The organism is Sphingobium sp. BHU LFT2, assembly GCF_018604485.1.
Taxonomy (GTDB): domain Bacteria; phylum Pseudomonadota; class Alphaproteobacteria; order Sphingomonadales; family Sphingomonadaceae; genus Sphingobium; species Sphingobium yanoikuyae_A.
Genome location: NZ_JAFCGW010000017.1, coordinates 35,925 through 56,520, shown reverse-complemented (window position 1 = coordinate 56,520; position 20,596 = coordinate 35,925). Strand labels below are relative to the sequence as shown.

The 20,596-nt window shown below is 61.8% G+C and carries 22 protein-coding genes; 11 read left to right on the top strand and 11 right to left on the bottom strand.

All coding sequences use genetic code 11. The features are described 5' to 3' along the window. The first annotated feature begins 1 nt into the window (after position 1). From JQK15_RS22615 to JQK15_RS22565, 11 genes are all read left to right on the top strand, one after another. Complete coding sequence (locus tag JQK15_RS22615; protein ID WP_214868188.1) at positions 2-709, top strand: TrbJ/VirB5 family protein; 708 nt, start codon at positions 2-4, stop codon at positions 707-709. After that, complete coding sequence (locus JQK15_RS22610; protein ID WP_251007972.1) at positions 706-930, top strand: EexN family lipoprotein; 225 nt, start codon at positions 706-708, stop codon at positions 928-930. The genes JQK15_RS22615 and JQK15_RS22610 overlap by 4 nt, the downstream gene beginning before the upstream one ends. A gap of 9 nt (positions 931-939) precedes the next feature. After that, positions 940-1,899 (top strand): TrbL/VirB6 family protein, encoded by a 960-nt coding sequence (locus tag JQK15_RS22605; RefSeq protein WP_214868187.1) that lies wholly within the window; start codon positions 940-942, stop codon positions 1,897-1,899. 11 nt (positions 1,900-1,910) lie between these two features. After that, positions 1,911-2,183, top strand: a complete 273-nt coding sequence (locus tag JQK15_RS22600; RefSeq protein WP_214868185.1) for a hypothetical protein — start codon at positions 1,911-1,913, stop codon at positions 2,181-2,183. Further along, positions 2,180-2,866 carry a VirB8 family type IV secretion system protein gene (locus JQK15_RS22595; protein WP_251007971.1) on the top strand — a complete coding sequence of 229 codons (687 nt, stop codon included), beginning with the start codon at positions 2,180-2,182 and terminating at the stop codon, positions 2,864-2,866. Before JQK15_RS22600 ends, JQK15_RS22595 begins: the two co-directional genes overlap by 4 nt. Beyond that, positions 2,863-3,720 (top strand): TrbG/VirB9 family P-type conjugative transfer protein, encoded by an 858-nt coding sequence (locus JQK15_RS22590; RefSeq protein WP_214868184.1) that lies wholly within the window; start codon positions 2,863-2,865, stop codon positions 3,718-3,720. The genes JQK15_RS22595 and JQK15_RS22590 overlap by 4 nt, the downstream gene beginning before the upstream one ends. Further along, positions 3,720-4,913 carry a type IV secretion system protein VirB10 gene (gene virB10 / locus JQK15_RS22585; protein ID WP_214868172.1) on the top strand — a complete coding sequence of 398 codons (1,194 nt, stop codon included), beginning with the start codon at positions 3,720-3,722 and terminating at the stop codon, positions 4,911-4,913. The genes JQK15_RS22590 and virB10 overlap by 1 nt, the downstream gene beginning before the upstream one ends. After that, positions 4,913-5,920, top strand: a complete 1,008-nt coding sequence (gene virB11 / locus JQK15_RS22580) for a P-type DNA transfer ATPase VirB11 (RefSeq protein WP_214868170.1) — start codon at positions 4,913-4,915, stop codon at positions 5,918-5,920. Before virB10 ends, virB11 begins: the two co-directional genes overlap by 1 nt. Further along, positions 5,904-7,838: a type IV secretory system conjugative DNA transfer family protein gene (locus JQK15_RS22575; RefSeq protein ID WP_214868161.1), complete on the top strand. Its 1,935-nt coding sequence runs from the start codon at positions 5,904-5,906 to the stop codon at positions 7,836-7,838. The genes virB11 and JQK15_RS22575 overlap by 17 nt, the downstream gene beginning before the upstream one ends. Positions 7,839-7,851: 13 nt before the next feature. After that, positions 7,852-9,162, top strand: a complete 1,311-nt coding sequence (locus JQK15_RS22570) for an LPD7 domain-containing protein (RefSeq protein WP_214868159.1) — start codon at positions 7,852-7,854, stop codon at positions 9,160-9,162. 93 nt (positions 9,163-9,255) lie between these two features. Continuing rightward, positions 9,256-10,119, top strand: coding sequence for a 2-dehydropantoate 2-reductase (locus JQK15_RS22565; protein ID WP_214868157.1), 864 nt, complete (start codon positions 9,256-9,258; stop codon positions 10,117-10,119). Between the two features lie 16 nt (positions 10,120-10,135). Here the strand turns inward: JQK15_RS22565 and JQK15_RS22560 are convergent, their stop codons facing one another. The 11 genes from JQK15_RS22560 to JQK15_RS22510 form a co-directional block, all read right to left on the bottom strand. Next, positions 10,136-10,999, bottom strand: coding sequence for a CPBP family intramembrane glutamic endopeptidase (locus JQK15_RS22560; RefSeq protein ID WP_214868155.1), 864 nt, complete (start codon positions 10,997-10,999; stop codon positions 10,136-10,138). 2 nt (positions 11,000-11,001) lie between these two features. After that, on the bottom strand, positions 11,002-11,904 hold the full coding sequence (locus JQK15_RS22555) for an alpha/beta fold hydrolase (protein ID WP_214868153.1): 903 nt from the start codon (positions 11,902-11,904) through the stop codon (positions 11,002-11,004). Beyond that, positions 11,901-12,653 (bottom strand): anti-sigma factor family protein, encoded by a 753-nt coding sequence (locus JQK15_RS22550; protein ID WP_214868151.1) that lies wholly within the window; start codon positions 12,651-12,653, stop codon positions 11,901-11,903. The genes JQK15_RS22555 and JQK15_RS22550 overlap by 4 nt, the downstream gene beginning before the upstream one ends. Beyond that, positions 12,650-13,159 carry a sigma-70 family RNA polymerase sigma factor gene (locus JQK15_RS22545; RefSeq protein WP_214868149.1) on the bottom strand — a complete coding sequence of 170 codons (510 nt, stop codon included), beginning with the start codon at positions 13,157-13,159 and terminating at the stop codon, positions 12,650-12,652. Before JQK15_RS22545 ends, JQK15_RS22550 begins: the two co-directional genes overlap by 4 nt. A 5-nt stretch (positions 13,160-13,164) precedes the next feature. Further along, on the bottom strand, positions 13,165-14,598 hold the full coding sequence (locus tag JQK15_RS22540) for a YncE family protein (protein WP_214868147.1): 1,434 nt from the start codon (positions 14,596-14,598) through the stop codon (positions 13,165-13,167). Further along, the gene (locus JQK15_RS22535) at positions 14,595-15,035 is read right to left on the bottom strand and encodes a DUF305 domain-containing protein (protein WP_214868145.1); all 441 of its coding nucleotides are present in this window, start codon (positions 15,033-15,035) and stop codon (positions 14,595-14,597) included. The genes JQK15_RS22540 and JQK15_RS22535 overlap by 4 nt, the downstream gene beginning before the upstream one ends. A 79-nt stretch (positions 15,036-15,114) precedes the next feature. Further along, positions 15,115-15,684 (bottom strand): carboxymuconolactone decarboxylase family protein, encoded by a 570-nt coding sequence (locus JQK15_RS22530; RefSeq protein ID WP_214868143.1) that lies wholly within the window; start codon positions 15,682-15,684, stop codon positions 15,115-15,117. A gap of 22 nt (positions 15,685-15,706) precedes the next feature. Continuing rightward, the gene (locus JQK15_RS22525; RefSeq protein WP_251007970.1) at positions 15,707-16,405 is read right to left on the bottom strand and encodes a type 1 glutamine amidotransferase domain-containing protein; all 699 of its coding nucleotides are present in this window, start codon (positions 16,403-16,405) and stop codon (positions 15,707-15,709) included. After that, on the bottom strand, positions 16,402-17,826 hold the full coding sequence (locus JQK15_RS22520; RefSeq protein ID WP_214868141.1) for an efflux transporter outer membrane subunit: 1,425 nt from the start codon (positions 17,824-17,826) through the stop codon (positions 16,402-16,404). The genes JQK15_RS22525 and JQK15_RS22520 overlap by 4 nt, the downstream gene beginning before the upstream one ends. Before the next feature lie 11 nt (positions 17,827-17,837). Next, positions 17,838-19,436 carry a DHA2 family efflux MFS transporter permease subunit gene (locus JQK15_RS22515; protein WP_214868139.1) on the bottom strand — a complete coding sequence of 533 codons (1,599 nt, stop codon included), beginning with the start codon at positions 19,434-19,436 and terminating at the stop codon, positions 17,838-17,840. Next, on the bottom strand, positions 19,433-20,587 hold the full coding sequence (locus JQK15_RS22510) for an HlyD family secretion protein (RefSeq protein WP_214868137.1): 1,155 nt from the start codon (positions 20,585-20,587) through the stop codon (positions 19,433-19,435). Before JQK15_RS22510 ends, JQK15_RS22515 begins: the two co-directional genes overlap by 4 nt. Positions 20,588-20,596 lie beyond the last annotated feature (9 nt).

Genomic DNA, 20,596 nt, shown 5'->3' with positions numbered 1-20,596 from the left:
CATGCGCCTCCCACTCCTTGTAATCGCAGCGGCGGTCATGCCTGTGACGCCAGCCATGGCGCAGGGCATCCCGGTCTATGACAGCTCGACCTTTCTCCAGACACTGTCGACCGTGAAAAATACATTGTCGATTATCGAGCAGGGCAAGGAGCAGATCAGCGAAGCAAAGGCGCTGTTCGGCGCCTTCAACAAGATCACCGACGTCAACGGGATAGCGACATCGCTCTCGCAGGATGCGGTGCGGCGCTGGCTCCCCGAGGATGTGCGCGACATTGCCGTGCTCATGCGGGAGGGGCCGGACGGGCTTGGATCCCTGGGCAATCGGGCCACCGAAATTCGCAGCACGGGCCGGGTTTCGCTGCCGGCATTGTCGAGCAGCGCCAGCCAGTCGATGATAGATGGCCGCAACCGTCTCGATACGCTGGGCGACCAGGCCGCACGCGATGCCGCTCTTGCCGAGACGGCCTACACCGCGACGACCAAGCGCACCGCTGGTCTGGAAGAACTGCGCACCGCGCTCGACAGCGCCAGCGACGCCAAGGAAGTGATGGACCTTCAGGCGCGCATCGGCGTCGAAAATGCCCATATCCAGAATGACGCCATGCAGTTGCAGGCGCTCGCGATGCGACAGGCCGCCGGCGAGAAGCTGCGCGCCCAACAGGAATCCGAGCGCATTCTCGCGCAGGCTCACGAAAGCCTCGGCAAATGATGCGCGCGGGACTGGCGGCGATCGCCATTACCGTCGCGCTCGCGTCGCTCGCGGCCTGCTCGCAGGAACCACGGGGCAAGGATTATCTCTCCGCCCATCCCGACGAACTGGCCCAGATTCTCAAGGCCTGCGCCAACGGCACGCACGACATTCCGCAGGAATGCTCGAACGCCTCCGACCTCGACATCCTGCGCAAGGCGCGCGGATCACTCGGTAAATAGGGGGCAGGGGTGGCCAGCACGCTCTTCGAGAGCATCTACACCAATATCGATGGCAAGCTCGACCTGTTCCTGAACGAACGGCTGAGCAACATGGTGGATGTCATTCGGGGACCGCTGGCGGTGGGCCTGACGATTTATATCGTCCTTTACGGCTATGCCGTCATGCGCGGGGTGATCTCCGAGCCATGGGGCGAGCTGTTCTATCGCATGGCCAAGCTGTGCATCCTCTATCTGGCTGCAACCAGCGTGGCCTATTCCGAGTGGATCACGCAGCCGCTGTTCCACTCGATGCCCGATGCTATCGCGCAGGCGCTGGCGGGAAAGACGATCGACAGCGTGGGCGCTGCGTTCGATGATTATTATGCGCAGGCGGACGAGCTGATCCTGCGCATCCGCGAAGAGGCCGCGACCTATTATGACGTAAACCCGTGGAAGCTGGTTCTCTATCTGGTCGCGCTCGCGCTCAATGTGCTGGCGGGCCTTTCGGCCGCCATCGGCTTTGCCATCACCATTTTCGCCAAGGTCGCCCTCGCGATCGTCATCGCGCTTGGCCCGATGTTCATTGCCCTCGCGCTGTTCGAGCCGACGCGGCGCATGTTCTTCGGATGGCTGAATCAGGCCTTCAACTATCTGGTGCTGATCGCGGTCATCATTGCGATGACGACTCTAATCACCGATCTTGGCGGCACCGCGCTTAGCCAGGCGAGCGGCATTGCCGATGTCACGGTCGGGGCCACCCTGTTCGCCGCCTATCTGATCCTGGGCACGTTCTTCTTCCTTCTCGCGCCGCAGATCGCGGCGGGCATCACCATGGGCGCGGCGCTCGGCGTCGGCGATTTCGTGGGCAACATGACCGCCGGATATGCCCGCGCCGGACGGGCAGGACGGTCCATCGGCCAGGGCGCGAAGCGCATGACGGCAAGAACCCCGGCTCCGGCCAGATCTGGTGGATCGGTCACGGCATCATGAGAGGAGCGTTGATGACATTCGCGAAAACCAGCGGCGCATTCGTGCTTTCCGCGATTATTCTGCCGGGGCTGGCGGGATGCGCCGGTAACAGGCTGGCCCGCCTTCCGGTCTGCGACGGCAAGCATCTGCGGGACGTGAATGTCCATGGCACGGTGCTTCCCGGACCTCAGCCGTCTGGACAATCTTCCGGCGATGCTGCGTCCAAGCAGGGCGCGGCCGCACCCTCCGCACGTGCGCAAGCCGAACGGCTCGCCTCGCTCGCGCCCTGCCGGGAGAAAGCATGATGGCCGATGGCATCGAGACCGAAGGGCTTGCCGCCTATTTCAGTCAGGCACGCAGCTGGGATCAGGACAGGGTCCGCGACGCTGTCAAATCGCGTCGCGCGGCATGGATTATCGCCGGCAGCGCCAGCCTTGTGGCGAGTGCGGCGGTGCTGGCGGTGGCCATGCTTTCGCCGCTCAAAACGGTGATCCCTTATGTCATCCGGGTGAACCAGACGACCGGCGCGGTCGATGTGCAGACTGCCATCACCAATGCGAGGCCGATCCGGTATGAAGAGGCCGTCTCAAAATATTTCCTCGCCCAGTATGTGCGCACACGCGAAAGCTGGCTGGCGCCTGCGGCCGAAGAGAGCTTTCGTCAGGTCGCAATCCTCTCCGCCGCGTCGGAACAGAAGAGATGGCAGCAGGCGGCCAGTCCATCGAACCCGCAGAGCGCTCGGCGCCAGTGGGGGGAGGGCGTCACGGTGGAGGCGCGCGTGCGCAACATCAGCTTCATCAATGGCCAAGTCGCCAATGTCCGTTTCACCCGGATCGTCCGCAACGAGACGGAAACCACGCCGAGCGACTGGATCGCGACCATCGGCTTTACCTACACCAATGCGCCGATGGAAGAAGGCGACCGTTACCGCAATCCGCTGGGCTTTCAGGTCGTGACCTATCGTGCGGACCCGGAGGTGGTCCAATGATCGCGCGCGCGCTTGCAATAGCGGCCTCGCTTTGCGCGACAACGGCCCTCCACGCGGCGGAAACCCCGCATCCTGTCGCTGCCGATCCTCGCGTCAGATGGGTCAATTATGACGAACAGGAAGTCTACCGGATCGTCGGGGCGTTCCGGTCGGCAACCCAGATACTGCTCAGTGAAGACGAAACCATCGAGCATGTGGCGCTGGGCGATACGGTGTCATGGGAAGTGGCAGTCGCAGGACATATCCTGTTCCTGAAGCCGCGCGAGAAGGCGGGAGCGACGAACCTGATCGTCACTGCCGCGCGCGGCGGCGTGTTGCGGAACTATACCTTCGAGCTGAGCGCCCGTGCGGGACCGATTTCGCGCAATACACCCGACACCTTCTTTCAGGTCCGTTTCCGCTATCCCGCCGATGAGCGTGCCAAGGCGGTCCGGCTGAGCGCGGCGCAGGACGCGATGCGCCTTGCCGCGCTGGAGGGCGCGGCGATCAAGGGTGCGCTGGACCGGGGCGTCCTCGAGGGCACACGCAATCTTGCCTACAAGGTGCAGGGGGCGGCCGCACTGCAACCGTCCGAGGTCTCCGACAACGGGCAGTTCACCGTGCTGCGTTTTCCCGCCAACCAGGAAATCCCCGCCATCTATCTGGTGCGCGAGGATGGCTCTGAATCGCTTGTCCCCTTCGACGTGCGCGATGAATTCGCGGTCGTGCATATGGTGGCGCAGCAATTCCGGCTGAGGCGCGGCTCCGAAGTGCTGTGCATCTATAATCAGGCGCCGCCCGCATGGGGCCTCGACCATGGCACCAATACCGGATCCTCCCACGTCGATCGCACCATGCGCGAGAGGAACGACTGATGACAGACATATCCTCACCCGCAGCCAATGCTCGCCCCACGCTCGATGTTACGCCGGAGGCGGCAGAGATCGATCGCGGCATTACGCCGGTCGCTGCAATGACGCCTGCCCGGCGCAACGGCGCCATTGCATTTGCCGGTGCGGCCATGATGGTCGGCATCATCTGGGTGAATTCGGGCGAGAAGCGCGATGCCAATGCCGACACGGCCCTGGTAAAAGGCGTGAACGCGGACCGGCCCGATGCGCGCGCGCGGCAACTGGTCAATTATGAGGCCCCACGCGACAAAGACCGCGCTGCCGGGGCTGGACCGCCCCAGCTGGTCCCGCCTGCCGATGGCCATGCCGTGCCTGCCATCGATCCTGGCGCGGCAACCAGCGGGCAAACGACCGGCAGCCAGAATCCGGCTGTTACGTTGGCCGACAATAGCCGTCGGTCCACGCTGGTTGCCTTTGGGGGGCAGGCACTTCCGAACGCAGCCGCCATGAGCCAGCCCGGTAGCGCTGTTGCCCGCGCGGCCGATCTGCCGGGAGAAGCAGATGGCGGGTCAGCGACGCCCAGTGCGCTCGACCTGCTGCGTCAGTCATCCGCCATCGGTGAAGCGCGCGCGTCGATGCTGCCGAACCGCAATTTCCTCATCACCGCAGGGACGCTCATCCCGTGCATCCTGCAAACGGCGATGAACTCGGCCCAGCCCGGTTATGTCTCCTGCCTCGTCCCGCGCGATGTGTTTTCGGAAAATGGCCGTGTCATCCTGATGGAGAAGGGCACGAAGATCCTCGGGGAATATCGCGGTGGCCTCCAGCAAGGCCAGAACCGGCTGTTCGTGCTATGGACGCGGGCCGTAACGCCCCAGGGTGTCAGGATCGATCTGGCATCGCCGGGTTCGGATGCGCTCGGGCGGGCAGGGCTGGCGGGCGCTGTCGATACCTTCTTCTGGGCACGCTTCGGCGGCGCCCTCCTGATGTCGCTGGTGGATGATGCGTCCTATATCGCGGGACAGCGGATTGCAGGGGCAAGCCAGGCCGACAACACGGTGCGCGTGCCCTCCGACGCCGCAGGCATCGCGCTTCAGAACAGCCTCCAGATCAAGCCGGTCCTCAAGAAAAACCAAGGCGAGGAAGTCGGCATTTTCGTCGCGAAGGATTTCAACTTTGCCGATGTCTATGGCCTCCAGCTTCGCCGGAAACCGTGATGGCGGACATTGCGGTCCTGCTGCATTATCTGGAGCCGATCGCCGCACTGCTCAAGCCGCCTGACGTCACCGAACTCGTCATCAACCGTCCCGGTGAGGTCGGTATCGAGGACCGACATGGCTGGCACTGGATCGACGTTCCCGCGCTGACCCCGGAATGGCTCGCCACGCTCGCCACTGCGGCCGCAGCGCATACGCGGCAGGATATCATGCCATCCGCCCCGATCTGCTCCACCATATTACCGGGCGGCGAGCGATGTCAGATCGTGATCCCTCCGGTCGCGCCTGCCGGTGCGCCCAGCTTCACCATCCGCAAGCCATCCATGGTGACGCTTGGCATCGACGATCTGGCCAAGGGCGGTCTGTTCGGCGCAACCCGCGTGGGCGGGAAGGGGCTTTCCAATGCGGACCGCGAATTGCTGGCCATGCGCGACAAGGCGCAATGGCCCGATTTCTTCCGTCTGGCGGTCCAGTCCCGCAAGAATATCCTCGTCAGCGGCGCGACAGGTTCGGGCAAGACGACATTGGCCAAGGCGCTGGTGAAGCTCATCCCCGAACAGGAACGGCTGCTTACCATAGAGGATACCCGCGAACTGGTGGTACCGCACCGGAACACCGTACATCTCGTCTATGCCAATAACGGTCAGGGGCTCGCCAGGGTCGGTCCCAAGCAGTTGCTGGAAAGCGCGCTGCGGATGCGGCCCGACCGGGTTCTGCTCCAGGAGCTGCGCGACGGGACCGCCTTCTTCTATCTTCGCAACGTCAATTCAGGCCATCCCGGCTCTATTACGACAGTCCATGCGGGATCGGCCGCCGGCGCGATCGAGCAGCTGACGCTTCTGGTGAAGGAATCGGAGGGCGGGCGGGATCTCGCCCGCGACGATATTCGCGGGCTGCTGCGCATGCTGATCGACGTGATCGTCCAGACCCGCAAGGAGGCGGGCCGCTTCATGGTCGACGAGGTCTATTTCGCGCCGCAAGGGGAGGGAGATGTTGTCAGCAACTAGGGCCGTCCTCATCGGTATCGGTACACTGGCGGCCTTGCTGATCGCCAGCGCCATCGCGATCCTCATCGCGCTTGCTGGCCTACATCAGCTTCGCGCCGGGCTCGACTGGAGCGTGCTGCCCGCCTGGCTCTGGTATTATCGGGGCGATCCCGCACTTCAGACCTGGCTCTTGCGGGGATATAGCGTGGCCGGTCTTGTCGGCGCCATCGCCCTTCTCGTCATTCTGCGCAGGCGCGATCCTCTTCACGGCGCCGCGCGCTTTGCCCGCGAAGGGGAGATCGTGCGCGAAGGGCTGCGCGCCGAGCATGGCGTGATCCTCGGCAAGAAGGGCGGCCGCTTCCTCATCTTTGGCGGAACTGAGCATATCCTGCTCGAAGCCCCGACGCGATCGGGCAAGGGCGTGGGCATCGTCATACCCAATCTGCTCAACTGGCCGGATTCGGTCGTCGTGCTCGACGTGAAGCGGGAAAATTGGGGCCTGACGGCAGGATTCCGCAAGGCCGGCGGCCAGGAGGTCTGGCTGTTCGACCCCCTGACCACAGATGGCCGCACGGCGCGCTATAACCCGCTTGGCTATATTGACCGTGAGGACCAGGTTTCGGTCATCGACGAATTGCAGAAGATTGCCGTCATGCTGTTCCCCAATCCGGAGCGGGGAGATCCATTCTGGGCGGAATCCGCGCGGACCGGGTTCATCGGGACGGGCGCCTATGTCGCCGCGATGCCGCACCAGCCTTTCACCATCGGCGAAATCTACCGCACGATGACACAAGGCGATCCCAAGGCGAACCTGCCAAGGCTTATCGAGGCGGCGGCAGGCGAGGGGGTCAGGCTATCGGCAGCATGCGTCAATGCCATCGCGGATTTCACGGCGGGCTCGGACAACACATTTGCCGGTATTCGCCAGACCATCACGTCCAAGCTCAGCCTGTGGCTTAACCCCTATGTCGATGCCGCGACAACCGCCAGCGACTTTGATCTGCGCGACCTGCGGCGGCGGCGCATATCCTTGTATCTGGGGGTATCGCCGGACAATATGGAGCGGGTCGCGCCGGTCTATAATCTGCTCCTACAGCAGCTGGTCGATCTCAACACCCGGACGCTTCCTGAGAACGACAGCAGCCTGAAGGTCCAGGTGCTCGCGGTTCTGGACGAATTTGCCCAGCTCGGCCGCGCGATGACGATCGCCAACAGTTTTTCCTATATCGCCGGCTACGGGCTCAGGCTCCTGCCGGTGATCCAGGCCCGTTCCCAGCTGAGGGCGCTGTACGGCGATCAGGTGGCGCGCTCCATCATCACCAATTGCGGCGTGGAGGTCGCCTTCACGCCCAAGGAACTCGATGTCGCCAAGGAACTGTCGGAACGGCTCGGCTTCTATGGCCTGAAGGCGCGGTCACGGAGCCTGACCATCCACGGCCTGATCGCCAATCGCAGCATAACCGAAAGCGATCAGCGCCGCGCGCTCATGATGCCGCAGGAGCTGATGCAGATGGCCCGCAGCGACATGATGATCCTGCGCGGCGGCATTGCACCGATCCGCGCCCGCAAGCTGCTTTATTACAAGATGTCGGCCTTCAAGCGGCGGATCATGCCACCGCCTGAAATCGCGGCGCATCCGTTGCCCTCGGCCAGCACCGCAGTCCCCCGGCCAGAAGAGACGCCCTCATTGGCCAACGCGCCCAGCCATACCGCCAACAGCGTTGGCCCTGTCCCCGCAGATGTTGAGCCGGAAATGGAATCCACTCAGTCGGATCGGGACATGACCGATGCGGAAATTTCCGGTGGCATCGTGATCCCCGCCGATGCGCTGTCATTAGACGACATAGAGGTTCCGCGCGTGGGAGCGACTGAAAGCGAGGCGAGGGCTTTCGTCGACCAGATGATCGGCCGTGCGGTGAGCGGCCGGGAGGCAGCATGAAGGAGACAGGATAATGGCAGACAGCGACGAGGGTCGGCGCAATCGCATCTGGACCGATCTGGCGCGCCGCTTCCGCCGGGAGCCGAACGCTCCGGAGGCGCATGCCGCTGGTCCGGGCGATACCAGCCAGCAGCGTGGCCCCTCATTCGAGGCTGGCAACATGCCCGACGCCATTCAGCGCCGCTATTATTACCAATCCTCGCGATGGAACGGCGAGCCGGCCTATTTCAGCACGGCGAGCGCGGAAAAGCCTGCCTTCCGTGATCGGGGCGATCGGCTCGTCACCGACAATGAAAGCCGGGAGGTGGTCAAGGATCTTGTCGCGGTTGCCCTGCATAGAGGATGGGACCGTATCCAGGTCGCCGGTAGCGATGGCTTCCGGCGCGCAGTCTGGCTCGAGGGCATGGAGCAGGGTGTGGAAGTGCGCGGATATAAGCCCACGCAGCGTGATCTCCAGGAACTCGACCGCATCACCGAGAGCAAGTCCCGGAACAGCATTGCGCCGCAAAGAGACGCAAGAGGCCGATCTCAGCAGGAGGCAGGTGCCTCCCATCCTGGCGATCCGATGCCCCGGACCATGGACAAGCCTGCGACGGCCAATCGCTCATTGCCGGCACCTCCGGAAGGGTCGGAGCGTCTGTCCGGCCAGGCGCTGGATCGCGGGCTCGGCGTAGTCGCCATTCGAGCAGGTATCGATCCCGAAGCAGTTCGAGAGGTCAATCGTGCCTATGCTGGCGCGGACTGGGCGTGGTCATATTCCGATGACCGGCATGTCCGGAGTAGGGGCCAGGAAAGCGTCCAGAAGGCACTGAAGGCCATTGGAGAATTCGCCGCCAAATCCCCGACACATGCGCAGATCGCCTCGGCCATTGCCGACAATCATTATTACGACATGGCGCTGGTCGGGAACTGGTACGTGGAGCGCGACGCACGCGAACCCCGGCTAATACGCGAACTTTTGTCATCAAGAGGAAAGGTCGATCGGGGAAGCAACAAAGCCCCTGATGCCCCCGCCTTATCTAGCGGAACGACATCAGCGACCAAGCGCGGCAATGGCAGTGAACGAGCCGCTCTGAGTCAGCTGCGGGCTATGGATACCGTCGTGCGTGCTGCATTTCCTGGCTCTACCGATACGGCCGATCGCGTCATGCGGTACGCGCGAAAGCAAATGGCTCTTCACCTTGCGAACGGAAGATATATTGTACCGGTGCGCGTCAGAGCCGAGCACGACCTCAGTTTGAAACGCGGAGTTAGGCAGCAAGCGAATAACGCAAAGACTCCGGGCCATAAGGTAAAAGACAGAACGCGAGACCGAATTTCCTAAATATCCTTCTTTTTTGCATTAATTACGAATATTTAATGCCCGCTTTCGAACCATATTCGCCCAATTAATATTACCTTACGGAACAACAAACATATGAAAACGGTTGCAATTGTGGGTACTGGCGCGATCGGATCGACTATCGCTGCTTGGTTGATCGATAGCGATAAGACAGACGTCACCTTGTGCGCTCGAACGCCGTTTGATCATCTCAGTGTCCAGACCCCCGATCAGCTCCTTGAAAGCGATCCGCGGGTAGTAACGGATCCGAGTGACGCGACGCCCGTCGACTGGGTCGTGATCGCCACCAAAACTTACGACGCCATCGGCGCATCAGTATGGCTGGAAAGATTGGTTCGGAAAGATACGCGGGTTGCCATCCTTCAAAATGGTGTCGAACACATGGTTCGGTTTCCTCAACTGGCGCGTGAGCAGCTTTTACCTGCGATCGTCGATATTCCAGCAGAGCGGCATAGCCCGGGAAATGTCGTTCAACGGCGCAATGGAAGCATTCTCGTGCCGGAGGGGGCCGCCGGCTTAGCCTTCGTCGATCTGTTTGCGCACAGTCCGATAGAGGTCGCGACCAGTACCGACTGGACGAGCGCGGCATGGAAGAAACTTGCGATCAATTGCGCCGGTGCCGTCAATGCCCTGACTCTCAAGCCCGCAGCTATTTCGGCCGACGAGGAGATCGCCGAATTGATGCGGGGTCTCGTTCGGGAGTGCATTCTTGTCGGGCGAGCGGAGGGCGCACAACTGAGCGATACCCTCGTCGAGGAAGTGGTGGCGGGCTATCGCTCATCGCCGGCAGATTCGATCAATTCGATCCATGCTGATCGGCTTTCCGGCCGGCCCACCGAAGCGGATGCCCGCAACGGCGTAATAGCACGATTGGCCGAAAAGCATGGGTTGGAAGCCCCCTTCAACAAAATGGCGGATGTGATCCTACGCAAATCCTGAGTTGGGGCTTAGCCTGTTAGGGTGTGGTAGCAGAGGGGAGGCGATACACCGCTTGCCGCATCACAATGGCAAAAACGCAAAGTCCCACGATGACCGCGGAAAGGGAAGCCTCGGGCCCAAAGCTGCCGCCGGTGAGGATTTCCACTGAACCTGCGAGAGGACGGCTTTCAAACAAACTTCCCTCAGCTGCCTGTCCCGAAAGCGCAGCGCCAAAAAGCGCGGTTTCCGCAAAATTCCATCCTGCGTGAAGCCCTACCGATGTCCAGACACGACCGGTAGCGAGGTAAACTGCACTCAGCACGAGTCCAGCCTCGATGGCAATGGCAAGCGCGGCAAACCAGGATGCGTGTGCGTTCATTAGATGGACAGCACCGAAGATGGCCGCAGATGCCACAAGCGCCGGCCACCGACCAAAGGCTTGCAGCAACAGGCGAAACACGATCAGGCGAAAGATCAATTCTTCCAGCAATCCGCTCAAGAAAGCGTTGCGGATATCGGCCCACCAGTCAGTCCAGGCGCCCGGCGTTATCTCATAGAGGCCAAAGATGCGTAGTGAGGCTATTACGATGAGGAACATCCCGATCCCGATCGCGGCTCCGATACCAATTTCGCGCGGAAGGCTACCGAGAGCGACCTCTCCAGGGGGGCGTTTCTCGACTTTGGTAACCAGTCCCGCGTAGATCAGGTACGCTGCCAACAGAACCAACCAACCCACGACAGCGACCATGGCCGGCCCGGCATTGAAGACGCCTTTCGCAACGGCCTGCAGGGGCAGAGGGAGCACCACCGCGATGGCGAGTGCCACCATCCAGGCGAGAGTACGCGTCTTGCGCCACTTCCCCGCAGCGAGCACGCCTGTCTCGGTCACAAGTCCGTTCATTGTTATCGTGTTCTTTCTTTGAAAAATTTGAAGAGTGCGTCCGTGACGGCAGCGGGTGCCTCACGAGCGGGAAAATGTCCGACTCCGTCCAGGACCAGTCGCTGGTATGGCGCTAGGAACAAGCTTGCCTGGTCCTCGGATTCACTGGGCGGATCGCAGTGATCCTCGCCGCCTTGGATCATGAGCGTCGCAACACCCAGCTTTTCCGTCGCCTCGATTCGCGCTCTGTCGCTGGAGTAACGCGGATTGAGAGGCTCGCTCTGCCACCGATGCCGGTATCCATGCAACGTTATCGCCAGCCAGTCGGGATTACGAAAGCTTTGCGCTGCTTGCACGAAGTCGGTTTCGTCGAACCAACCGGGAGGGCTCCAGTTGTCCCACTGCCACCGCGCGAATGCGATGGGATCCGCCTCGATCTTCTTCACCCCCGCCTCGCAGGTCATCAGCCACTGGTACCACCACCGGGCCGATTGATCCCAGGAAGGAACCTCAAAGCGACCGCGCGGGGAATAGCCGATGGCTAGGACCGCAAGAGCATGGAGACGCTTAGGTGCGAGTGCGGCCATTGCATAGGCGGCGCGGCCGCCCCAATCGTGTCCGACCACTGAAAATTGCTCGAAACCCAAGGCATCGGCCAGATCGAGCGCATCGCGTGCCAATGCCGCTGTGCTCCCGTCCCGTGGCGAACGTTCCGATCGAAATCGGGTCTCACCAAAGCCACGCAGCCACGGTGCGATCCAGCGATAGCCGGCCGCTTCCAGAGCGGGGGTCACGTCCTTCCACCCCGTGACATCATCAGGCCAGCCATGCAGCAGCATAAGAGGATAGCCATCTTTCGGTCCGCCCTGGAGACAGGCGATCTCAAGAACATCTGTTCGGATGACTTCAAAAGCTGGGCGGTTCATGTCGCAGTCCTCATCACCGTATCGGCCAACCCATCGAGGGATTTTGATCCTTCAGGCGCGGTCACGCTAAAGCCCATCCCGCGACGCGACCATGTCAAACCACGAAGACCGCCGATTTCGTGGACTTGTATGTCGGCATTCTTTTCGATCTTCATCGGACGGATGAATACGCCCAAAGGTGCTCCATCTGCCGAACGGTAGAGGAAGAGCGCCGCTGGTCCATGAGATGTCGCCACCAGACGCCCGCCCACAAAGGCATAACCGGCGCTTTCCAGCTCCGGGGCCTGAATACGAGAGCCAAGGCGCCGGGAGACCCAATCGCTCAGTGCAACCCTTCTTTCGGGGCCCATATCGACGGGCTGGACAGTGTCGGCGGCGAAGACCCGGAAGTTGTCACCGGCCTCATTGGCCAGGGCGGCGATGCCTGCACGTGGCGGCATAGTCGCCTGTTTCACCGACCAGCCCGAAGCAAAGCCGATCCCGAGCAGCAGCGATGCCGCAAGTGGCGCGAGCCAGCCCGGTCCTCGACGCTTGCGGATGGACGTGATCCGCATGGAGGCCGGGATTGGCTCCTCGGCGACCGGTCCCCATGCCTCAGAGATAAGGCGGCGATGTTCAGATTGCTCGCGAACCTTGCGCGCCTGTTCGGGGTGACGGGCAAGATACTCTTCGACGGCCACGCGCCGCTCGGGCAGCAGGCGCCCGTCGATCCACGCCATCAGATCGTCTTCACCGATAGGCGCCGTCATTGCACTCTCCTTAATCGAGGCCGAACGCCAAGGTCGAGATGGGCGGCGAGCCGATCACGTGCCCGGGCGAGACGCGACATGACGGTCCCGGCAGGGATGGCCAGCGTTGCCGCTGCCTCGGCGTAAGACATGTCTTCCAGTGTGACGAGAAGGATTACCGCTCGCTGTTCCTCGGGTAAATCGTCGAGCGCGCGCAACACATCTTCGCGATGAAGTCCGGCTTCCTGTCGAGGCGCGTCGGCTATGTCTGCTTCCTTCACTGCGTCCATAGGCATTGAGGGTCGTCTTCTCGCTTTGCGCGAATGGTCGACAAGGAGGTTATGCAGGATGGCATAGACCCAGGCGCGAGGATTGTTTCCGCGCCTTGACCGCCAGCTTCCAACTGCCCGCTCCAAGGCATCCTGGACAAGATCGTCAGCGGTAGCGGCATCGCCGCGAAGCCAGGCCCGCGCGTATCGGCGCAGGCCCGGGATCAACGGCTCTATCGCTACCGCAAGCGGGTCCACAGCGCTCAGTCTTTCTGGACTTGTACAACGACGCCCGGGGTATCGCCGCTGTTCTCCGCGATCACCAGCCAGCGACGCGCACCTTCCTGCCCCTGGATAACCTGTTGTATCGGGCCGGCCGCATTAACGATGGCGGACCCGGCAGGGTTGGTCATGAACGCCGCAAGGGGTTGAAGCGGCCCGGAGCCATTTGCATTGGTCGCCAGCGCGAGTGTGTATTTCTGCTTGGGCTTCAATCCGGTGACGGAACCTTGAACGATCTGGATGAGGCCTTGATCGAAGAGGCTGATGCTGGTCGGCGTACCGACTGCGCCGGTGGGGGCGAGGGTCAACTGGAGAGCTTTGCCTGCCTGCCCCAAGGGCTGAAGACTGTCGGTGGCAGCGCCTTCACGGACGGCATTCGGTACATAGGCGATGGCCTGGGGCGCCTGGCCGATAGGGACGTTGGCGGAAAGCCTGTTCGTGTTCGTATCTATCACAGCAAGCTTGTCGTCATTCTCTAGCCCGACATAAATCCGTGTTCCATCGCCAGACGGCCAAACGCCGTGAGGAAGCTTTCCCACTGGCACCGCCGCCATCTGGCTGAAGCTATGAACATCGAAGACTTTGACCTCATTGAGGCCGCCCACGGTTACGTAGGCAAAGATGCCACGCTTCGTGCGGGCAAAATTGACGTGGTTGGTGATTGGACCGGTGTCGAGAACCTTGAGAATAGAGAATGGCGGCTTGGCATCGAATACCACAGTTTTCCCGACGTCCTTCAGCGTGAACCAGACCTGCTTGCCATCTGGTGTTGCCGCAATGTTGGGGCAGAATGGACTTGGCTGGGTAACCGAGCCGACTTTCCGGTGGCTCGCGACATCAAATACCACCAGTTCCGGATTGAAAGACGAGCACACATACCCGTACTTTCCATCGGGGGAGAAGATCGTCATACCCGGGCCGCCCGGCGTCTTGAGCCTCGCCTTCTCTTCGTAAGACGCCGGATCGAGGACAGAGATATAGTCTTCGCCGCGCACAGTGACCCAGACTTCCTTGCCATCGGGCGTGAAGAACGCTTCATGGGGGCTGCGTCCAATGTAGGTCGTGTGCTTCACGCTGTTGGTCGCCGTGTCTATCCAGCTCACCGAGTTCGATCCGATCGAAACGACGGCCAGTGTCTTCCCATCGGGCGAGAATCCCAGCCCATGCACGAGCACCTGGCCCTTGTAGAGCGGCGAGAAATTCATCGGCTGTGGATCGCCGAGCTTGATGACGCCGAGCAGCTTGTTGTCGACTGGATCCGTCACCGAGACGGTGTTGGAGAACTGCTCGGCGGCGTAGATGCGATCATGGTGCGAGATGCCGACGTCCTGCTCGCTCCACGGTGCTTGCTGCGCAAAGGCCGGAACGGAACATAGCGACATGGCCAGGGCCGTGGCCAAGGTGAGACGGGTCATGGGCGATGTTCCTCATGCATGGACATATTGTGATGGGGTGAAGGCTTCTTGTCAGAAGCCGACAATGGTTGGGTGGGTACCGGCCCGGGGGCGGGCAGGGGATCACCGAGCGCCATTTTCATGGCTGCAATTTCCTGTTGCTGGTCGACGATGATTTCCTGCGCGATACGCTTGAGCTGAGGGTTCTTGCCGTAGCGCAGCTGAGCGACCGCCATATCGATCGCACCCTGATGATGTGGGAGCATCATCGCGACAAAATCTCGATCGACATCCCCTGACGGTGGCGCATCCATCGCGCTCATCATGGTGTCCATCGCAACCTTGATATCAGCGAGATAAGGCGCTTCGTCATCGGCCACAGCAGCCAGGGCAGTCGCGGCTGCCAGGCTGGCAATCAGCAAACCACCCGTCGTGGCGATGTATTTGTAACTATGCATCCACATCCTCCTGGATTGGCGTGGTCAGGGTCAGGACGATGAGCCGCGCCAATTATTCCATCGCGGCTGTGAATTTTTTTCACGCCAATTCCGGGGCCGGGACGTTGTGGGCGTTCAAGAGCATCGAGACAGAGCAATATATGCCGATAAGGAAGAAAAGCTGATTGGTTTCCCGCCGGCCCAAAACTGCGATGAGCTCATGATAGAGCGCTGCCGGCAGCGGCCCGCCATTAAGCAAGCAATGCGCGGCATCAAAGGCAACCGCTTCTTGCGGGGCCAGATCATGTGGTCTCTGGCCTGCGCATAGCATGGCGATCTGCTCGGTGGTCAGGCCCACGCTTTTACCCACGGCCGCATGGGCATAGAGCTCATAAGCCGCGTTGAAATGCGCGCCCACCACCAGGATCGCGACCTCACGCACTTTTGCAGGAAGAAGGGATGCCGCTGCCGTTTCGCGGCTAAGTGCCCACATCGGGGCGCCGCTTGCAGGCTCGTGCAGCATCGCATTCCACGGACCGATCAGCGCTCCTGTCGCAGGATCGGTAGTCTGGAACGCAGTAAAGCGTTTGCCGATGCCGGCCATGATATCATCGTAGAGGGCGCGCTGAGACGGGTCCATTTCAGCGGGTGCGATCAGGGGAAGACGCATGAAGTTATCCTTTCCAAGATTTTCAGGCGGGGTCGCGAAAGGCTTCCAGCAACGTGGCAGCAGCCGGCGCGGCAGACGCCGGGTTCTGTCCGGTGATGAGATTGCGGTCGCGCACCACGAAGGGCTCGAAATCGGGACCTCGGTGAAATTCAGCGCCGAGATCTCGCAACCGGGTCTCGAGAAGAAACGGTACGATGTCGGCGAGACCAACGGCCCGTTCCTCACTGTCGGTGAAACCAGTGACCTTGCGTCCTTGCAAAACGGAAGATCCATCGGCTTTCCGGGCACTCACCAGCCCTGCGGGGCCGTGACAGACGGCGGCGATCAACTTCTCGGCAGCGTCGTAACGGGCGACAAGTTTGGCAAGAGCTGCGTTGCCGGGATAATCGGCCATCGTACCGTGCCCGCCCGGTAGGAAGAGGGCGTCGAAATCCTCGGAGTCGAGTACGGCGAAAGCGGATGTCGAAGAAAGTCGCTCCTGCAACACAAGATCGACACCATATCGTTTGACGCTGGGATGGTCTTGGTTCGATGCGTCAATACTGTTGGGATCGACCGGGATCGCACCACCTGCAATCGAAGCGACGGTCACCTGCGCGCCTGCATCGACAAAGGCGTAATAGGGCGAGGTTAATTCTTCCAGCCAAAGGCCCGTGGTATGTTTCGCGCGGCCGATCTGAGCGGCGGATGTCGCCACCATGAGAATGTGCGGGCTGGTCATGATTGAACTCCGTTGACATGAGAGGGGGTACCGAACCCGCCACCGAGGGCGCGAACGGCGGCGACCGAGGCCCGGGCAGCCGCAGCACGGGCAGTTGCGAGGCGGTCGGAGGCGTTCAGCAACGCACGATCAGCGTCGAGGACCTCCACAAGAGCAATCACCCCGCCCGAGTAGGCTTGGCGAGCCTGGTCTCGAGCTTGGCTCAGAGCTGAAATTTCCCGTTCGCGCGCGGCGATCTCCATTCGTCCTTCAGCCAGTTGGCTCAAAGCGTTCTCGACCTCCTCCGTGGCGTGCAACACCGCACCGCGATATTGGGCGAGAGCTTCTGCATTCTTTCCTTTTGCCTGAGCCACCTCGGCGTCGACCCTCCCGAAATCGAACAGGCGCCACCGCAACCCGGCGAAACCGGTCCCCTGCGTCGTCCGGTCAGCGAAGAGATTTCCGGTGCTCAACGTCGCGGTGCTCAGAAGGCCGCCAAGAGAGAAGTGAGGGTAATACTCGCCCATCGCTTCGCCGATCCGGGCATTGCTGGCAGCAACCCGGCGCTCTGCGGCGACCAGGTCTGGACGGCGTCGCATGAGCGCCGCAGGATCGGCGTCTCCCGCAGGGTCGGGAGCGAGCGGAATATCGCCCGGCAGCTGGAGGTCCTCATACATCGGGCCTGCCTGCCTTCCGGTCAGCGCTGACAAACGATTGATCTGCGCTGAGATGGCTGCGCGAAGCGGAGGCAAGTTCGCGTCCAGTTCCTGCACCTCGCCCGATACCCTGTTTAACTCGCGCGGCGGAGTAAGGCCTTGCGCCACCCGTTCCTCGATGAGCCGCGACAGCTGCTTTTCATTCGCAAGCTGCTGTTCAGCGACCGCGAGGCGCGATTGCAGACCGCGAAGCTGGAGATAGGTGTCCGCGGTTTCCGCCGCGACGCTCAGACGGACAGCGTTTGCGTCGGCCACGACTGCCGCCGCTTGTGCTCGCGCGCCCTCCTGTCTGCGGCCCAGTTCGCCGAAAAGATCGACTTCCCAAGCTGCTTCGGCCCCGATCTGGTACAGCGAGTAGCTGAGTGGGAACATCAACCTGTCCGCTACCGCGCCGTTTGGCGTATCTGCCGACGTGCGATCACGCTGCGCTGAGCCGGTTGCAGACACACTGGGCAAAAGATCGGCATTGGCCCGGGTCACCGCAGCTCGGGCCTGTGCGATACGGGCCGCAGCAGCAGCCACGTCGAGGTTTTGCGCAAGGGCCTGCGCCACAAGTTTGTCGAGCAGGGGATCGTTGAAATGCGACCACCAGTCGCGTCCATCTTCAGCGGAGATGGCTCCGGCGTGAAAACCGGAGCTGAGCGCCATATCCGCCCGGTGATACTCGGGTCCGACCGCGCACCCAGCGAGGAGGGCTGAAACGCTCAAAAGTAGCATATTGCGCATGGCAATACTCCTTAATGGCTATCCGTCGGGGCTGGGGCGCCATTGGCGGGCAGCCGGCAAAAGGGGACGAGAATGAGGGCGGCAACAAACAGCCAGGCCATCACCCGGAAGACATCGTTGAAGGCTAGTGTCAGCGCTTCCTGACCAGCGAGCCGGCCGAACAGGCCACGCGCCATCAACATAGCATGGGCTGGGTCGGGCGTTGCCGCATGCAGGGCTCCAGCGGTGCGCCTAACCCATTCCTGAGCGGCTCCGCCGCCCTGCGCCAGCGCCTCGCCGAAGCGCAGCTGCGCGATGCGGCTGTGGTCCTGCAACATGGTGTTGGCAAGCGCGATTCCTACCGCTCCGCCCAGATTACGCAGGAGATTGAACAGCCCCGAGGCGTAACGAAGTTCGGTGGGAGCAAAACCTGACAGGGCCAATGTCACGCTCGGCGCGATGCACAACATCATCGCCAGGCCGCGCAACAGATTGGGCGTTGCGAATTCCCAGAAGCCCCAATCACTCGACAGGATCGATGTCGACCACAGACTTCCCGCAAAAAGTCCCAGACCTGCCGCACACATCCAGCGGACATCGATACGCTGGCTAAGCCATGTTGAAAGTGCAAGGCTCGTCATCTGCGCGATACCGACGACGAAGACGGTACTGCCGATCTGCATTGCGTCATATCCCCGAACCCGCGCAAGATAGAGCGGCACCAGATAGATCGACGTGTACATTCCGATGCCGATGATGAAATTGAACAGGCTGGCGATGACGAAAGTTGGGCGCCTTAGTGGTGACAGGCTCACAAGCGGATTGGCCGAGAAGAAGCAGCGCTCGACGAACAGAGCAAAGCCGACCAAAGATGCCCATCCGGCGATGGCGATGCCCGTATCGCCAAACCAGTCATGGCGCGGGCCTTCTTCCAGCACATATTCAAGACCGGCAAGGAACACTGCCATGGCAACGAAATGGCTCCAGTCGATACGGCCAAACATCGTTGGATTTGCGCGATCGACCCTAAGAACCATGGCGGAAATGGCCGCCATCCCGAAGCCGGGCACGATGTTCACGAAAAAGAGCCAGCGCCAACCTATCGTATCGGTGATGAAGCCACCGACACTGGGGCCGAGTGTGGGACCAAAAACCCCGACCGCGCCGAGAACGGCGGGCACCAGCGCCCGATCCTTGCCGGTGAACATCATGAACCCGACCGAATAGACGAGCGGCACCATGGCGCCGCCGGTAAAACCTTGGAGAGCTCGAAACGCGATGATCGAGCCGATGCTCCAGCTCAAGCCGCACAAGAGACTTGAAACCGTGAAAAGCGTGGCCGAGCTTACAAATAGCCACCGCGTGGACATGGCCTGAGCGAGATAGGCAGAGAGCGGCACCATCACGAGCTCTGCCATGAGATAGGCCGTCTGTACCCAGCTTACTTCGTCGGGGCCCGCGGCAAGGCCTGCCTGGACATCCTTGAGGGAGGCTGCCACGATCTGGATATCGAACAGCGCCATGAACAGTCCAAGCGCCATGATGCCCAGAACGAAAAGCTTGGCCTGGCGCGGCAACCCGCTCGGATTTGCCGACCAGTCTTCTCGCAGGATGGCAAGGATAGCGTTCATGATGCAACCCGCACTTTCGCGGTGACCGAAAGGCCTGGACGCAAGGAGGGGGCAAGCCCTTGCGCGCCATCGAAGCGAATGCGGACCGGTACGCGCTGGACGATCTTGGTGAAATTCCCTGTACCTGGTTCGAAAGGAAGCAGCGAGAATGTCGAGCCCGATCCGGGCGCGAGGCTATCGACATGGCCCGTCAGAGGCTTGTCCATCGCGTCGATCTCGATCGTGACGGGTTGTCCGACCCGCATGTGGCGGGTCTGCGTCTCCTTGAAATTTGCAGTGACGTAGAGCGCCGTCATTGGCACGAGCGTCATCAGCCTGCTGCCTGCCTGCACATAGTCGCCCACGCGGACTTGCCGATTGCCGACCGTGCCATCGATCGGCGCGCGAATGAGAGCATGTCGCTGATCCTGCAGCGCCAGATCGAGCGTAGCCTGTGCCCTGGTCTCAGCTGCGAGTGCCTTGCTGAGGGCGGCATCAAGAGCTGCACGGCGGGATCGTGTTACATCCGCGTCCCGGCGCGATACCGCAAGGTTAGCGGCTTCGCGCGCGGCAGCTTGCTCGGCACCGATGGCGGCGGTGCGATAGGTGTCGGCGTCGCGGGCTGCAACCGCTCCACTCGCCACCAGCGCCTCGTATCGCTTGCGATCCGCTTCTGCGCGCGTTGCTTCGGCCCGGGTGGAGCGGATCGTAGTCCCCGCCGCGACGACATTAGCCTGCGCCGCCCGGATTTCCGCTTCCAGACTGATCAGAGCGGCACGTGCCGCAGCGACGCCGGCTATGGCATCAGCCAGATCCGCCCTGGCGCTTTCGACGCGGGCATCGAACTCTTCGGGATCGATCCGGACGAGCGGGTCACCGGCATGCACTGCCTGATTGTCGCGGACTAGCACCTCCCCTACAAGACCACGGACCTTGGGCGCCACAGTGGTTGCGTCAGCCGCAACATAGGCATCGTCGGTGGTTTCCGTGGATGGTGCGGCACTGATCCACAAGGCTCCCCCGATCGCTGCTGCCAAGGCAGCGGCCGACACGAGCAAAGTGCGGCGCGAAACATGGCGACGCCGCGTCTTGCCGGAACTGGTGGTTGCCGGCGGTTCCTCTACGCCCGCTTGCCGTAGTTGCACGACATCATCGCTGACCTGCGTCGCCATCTTCTCAAC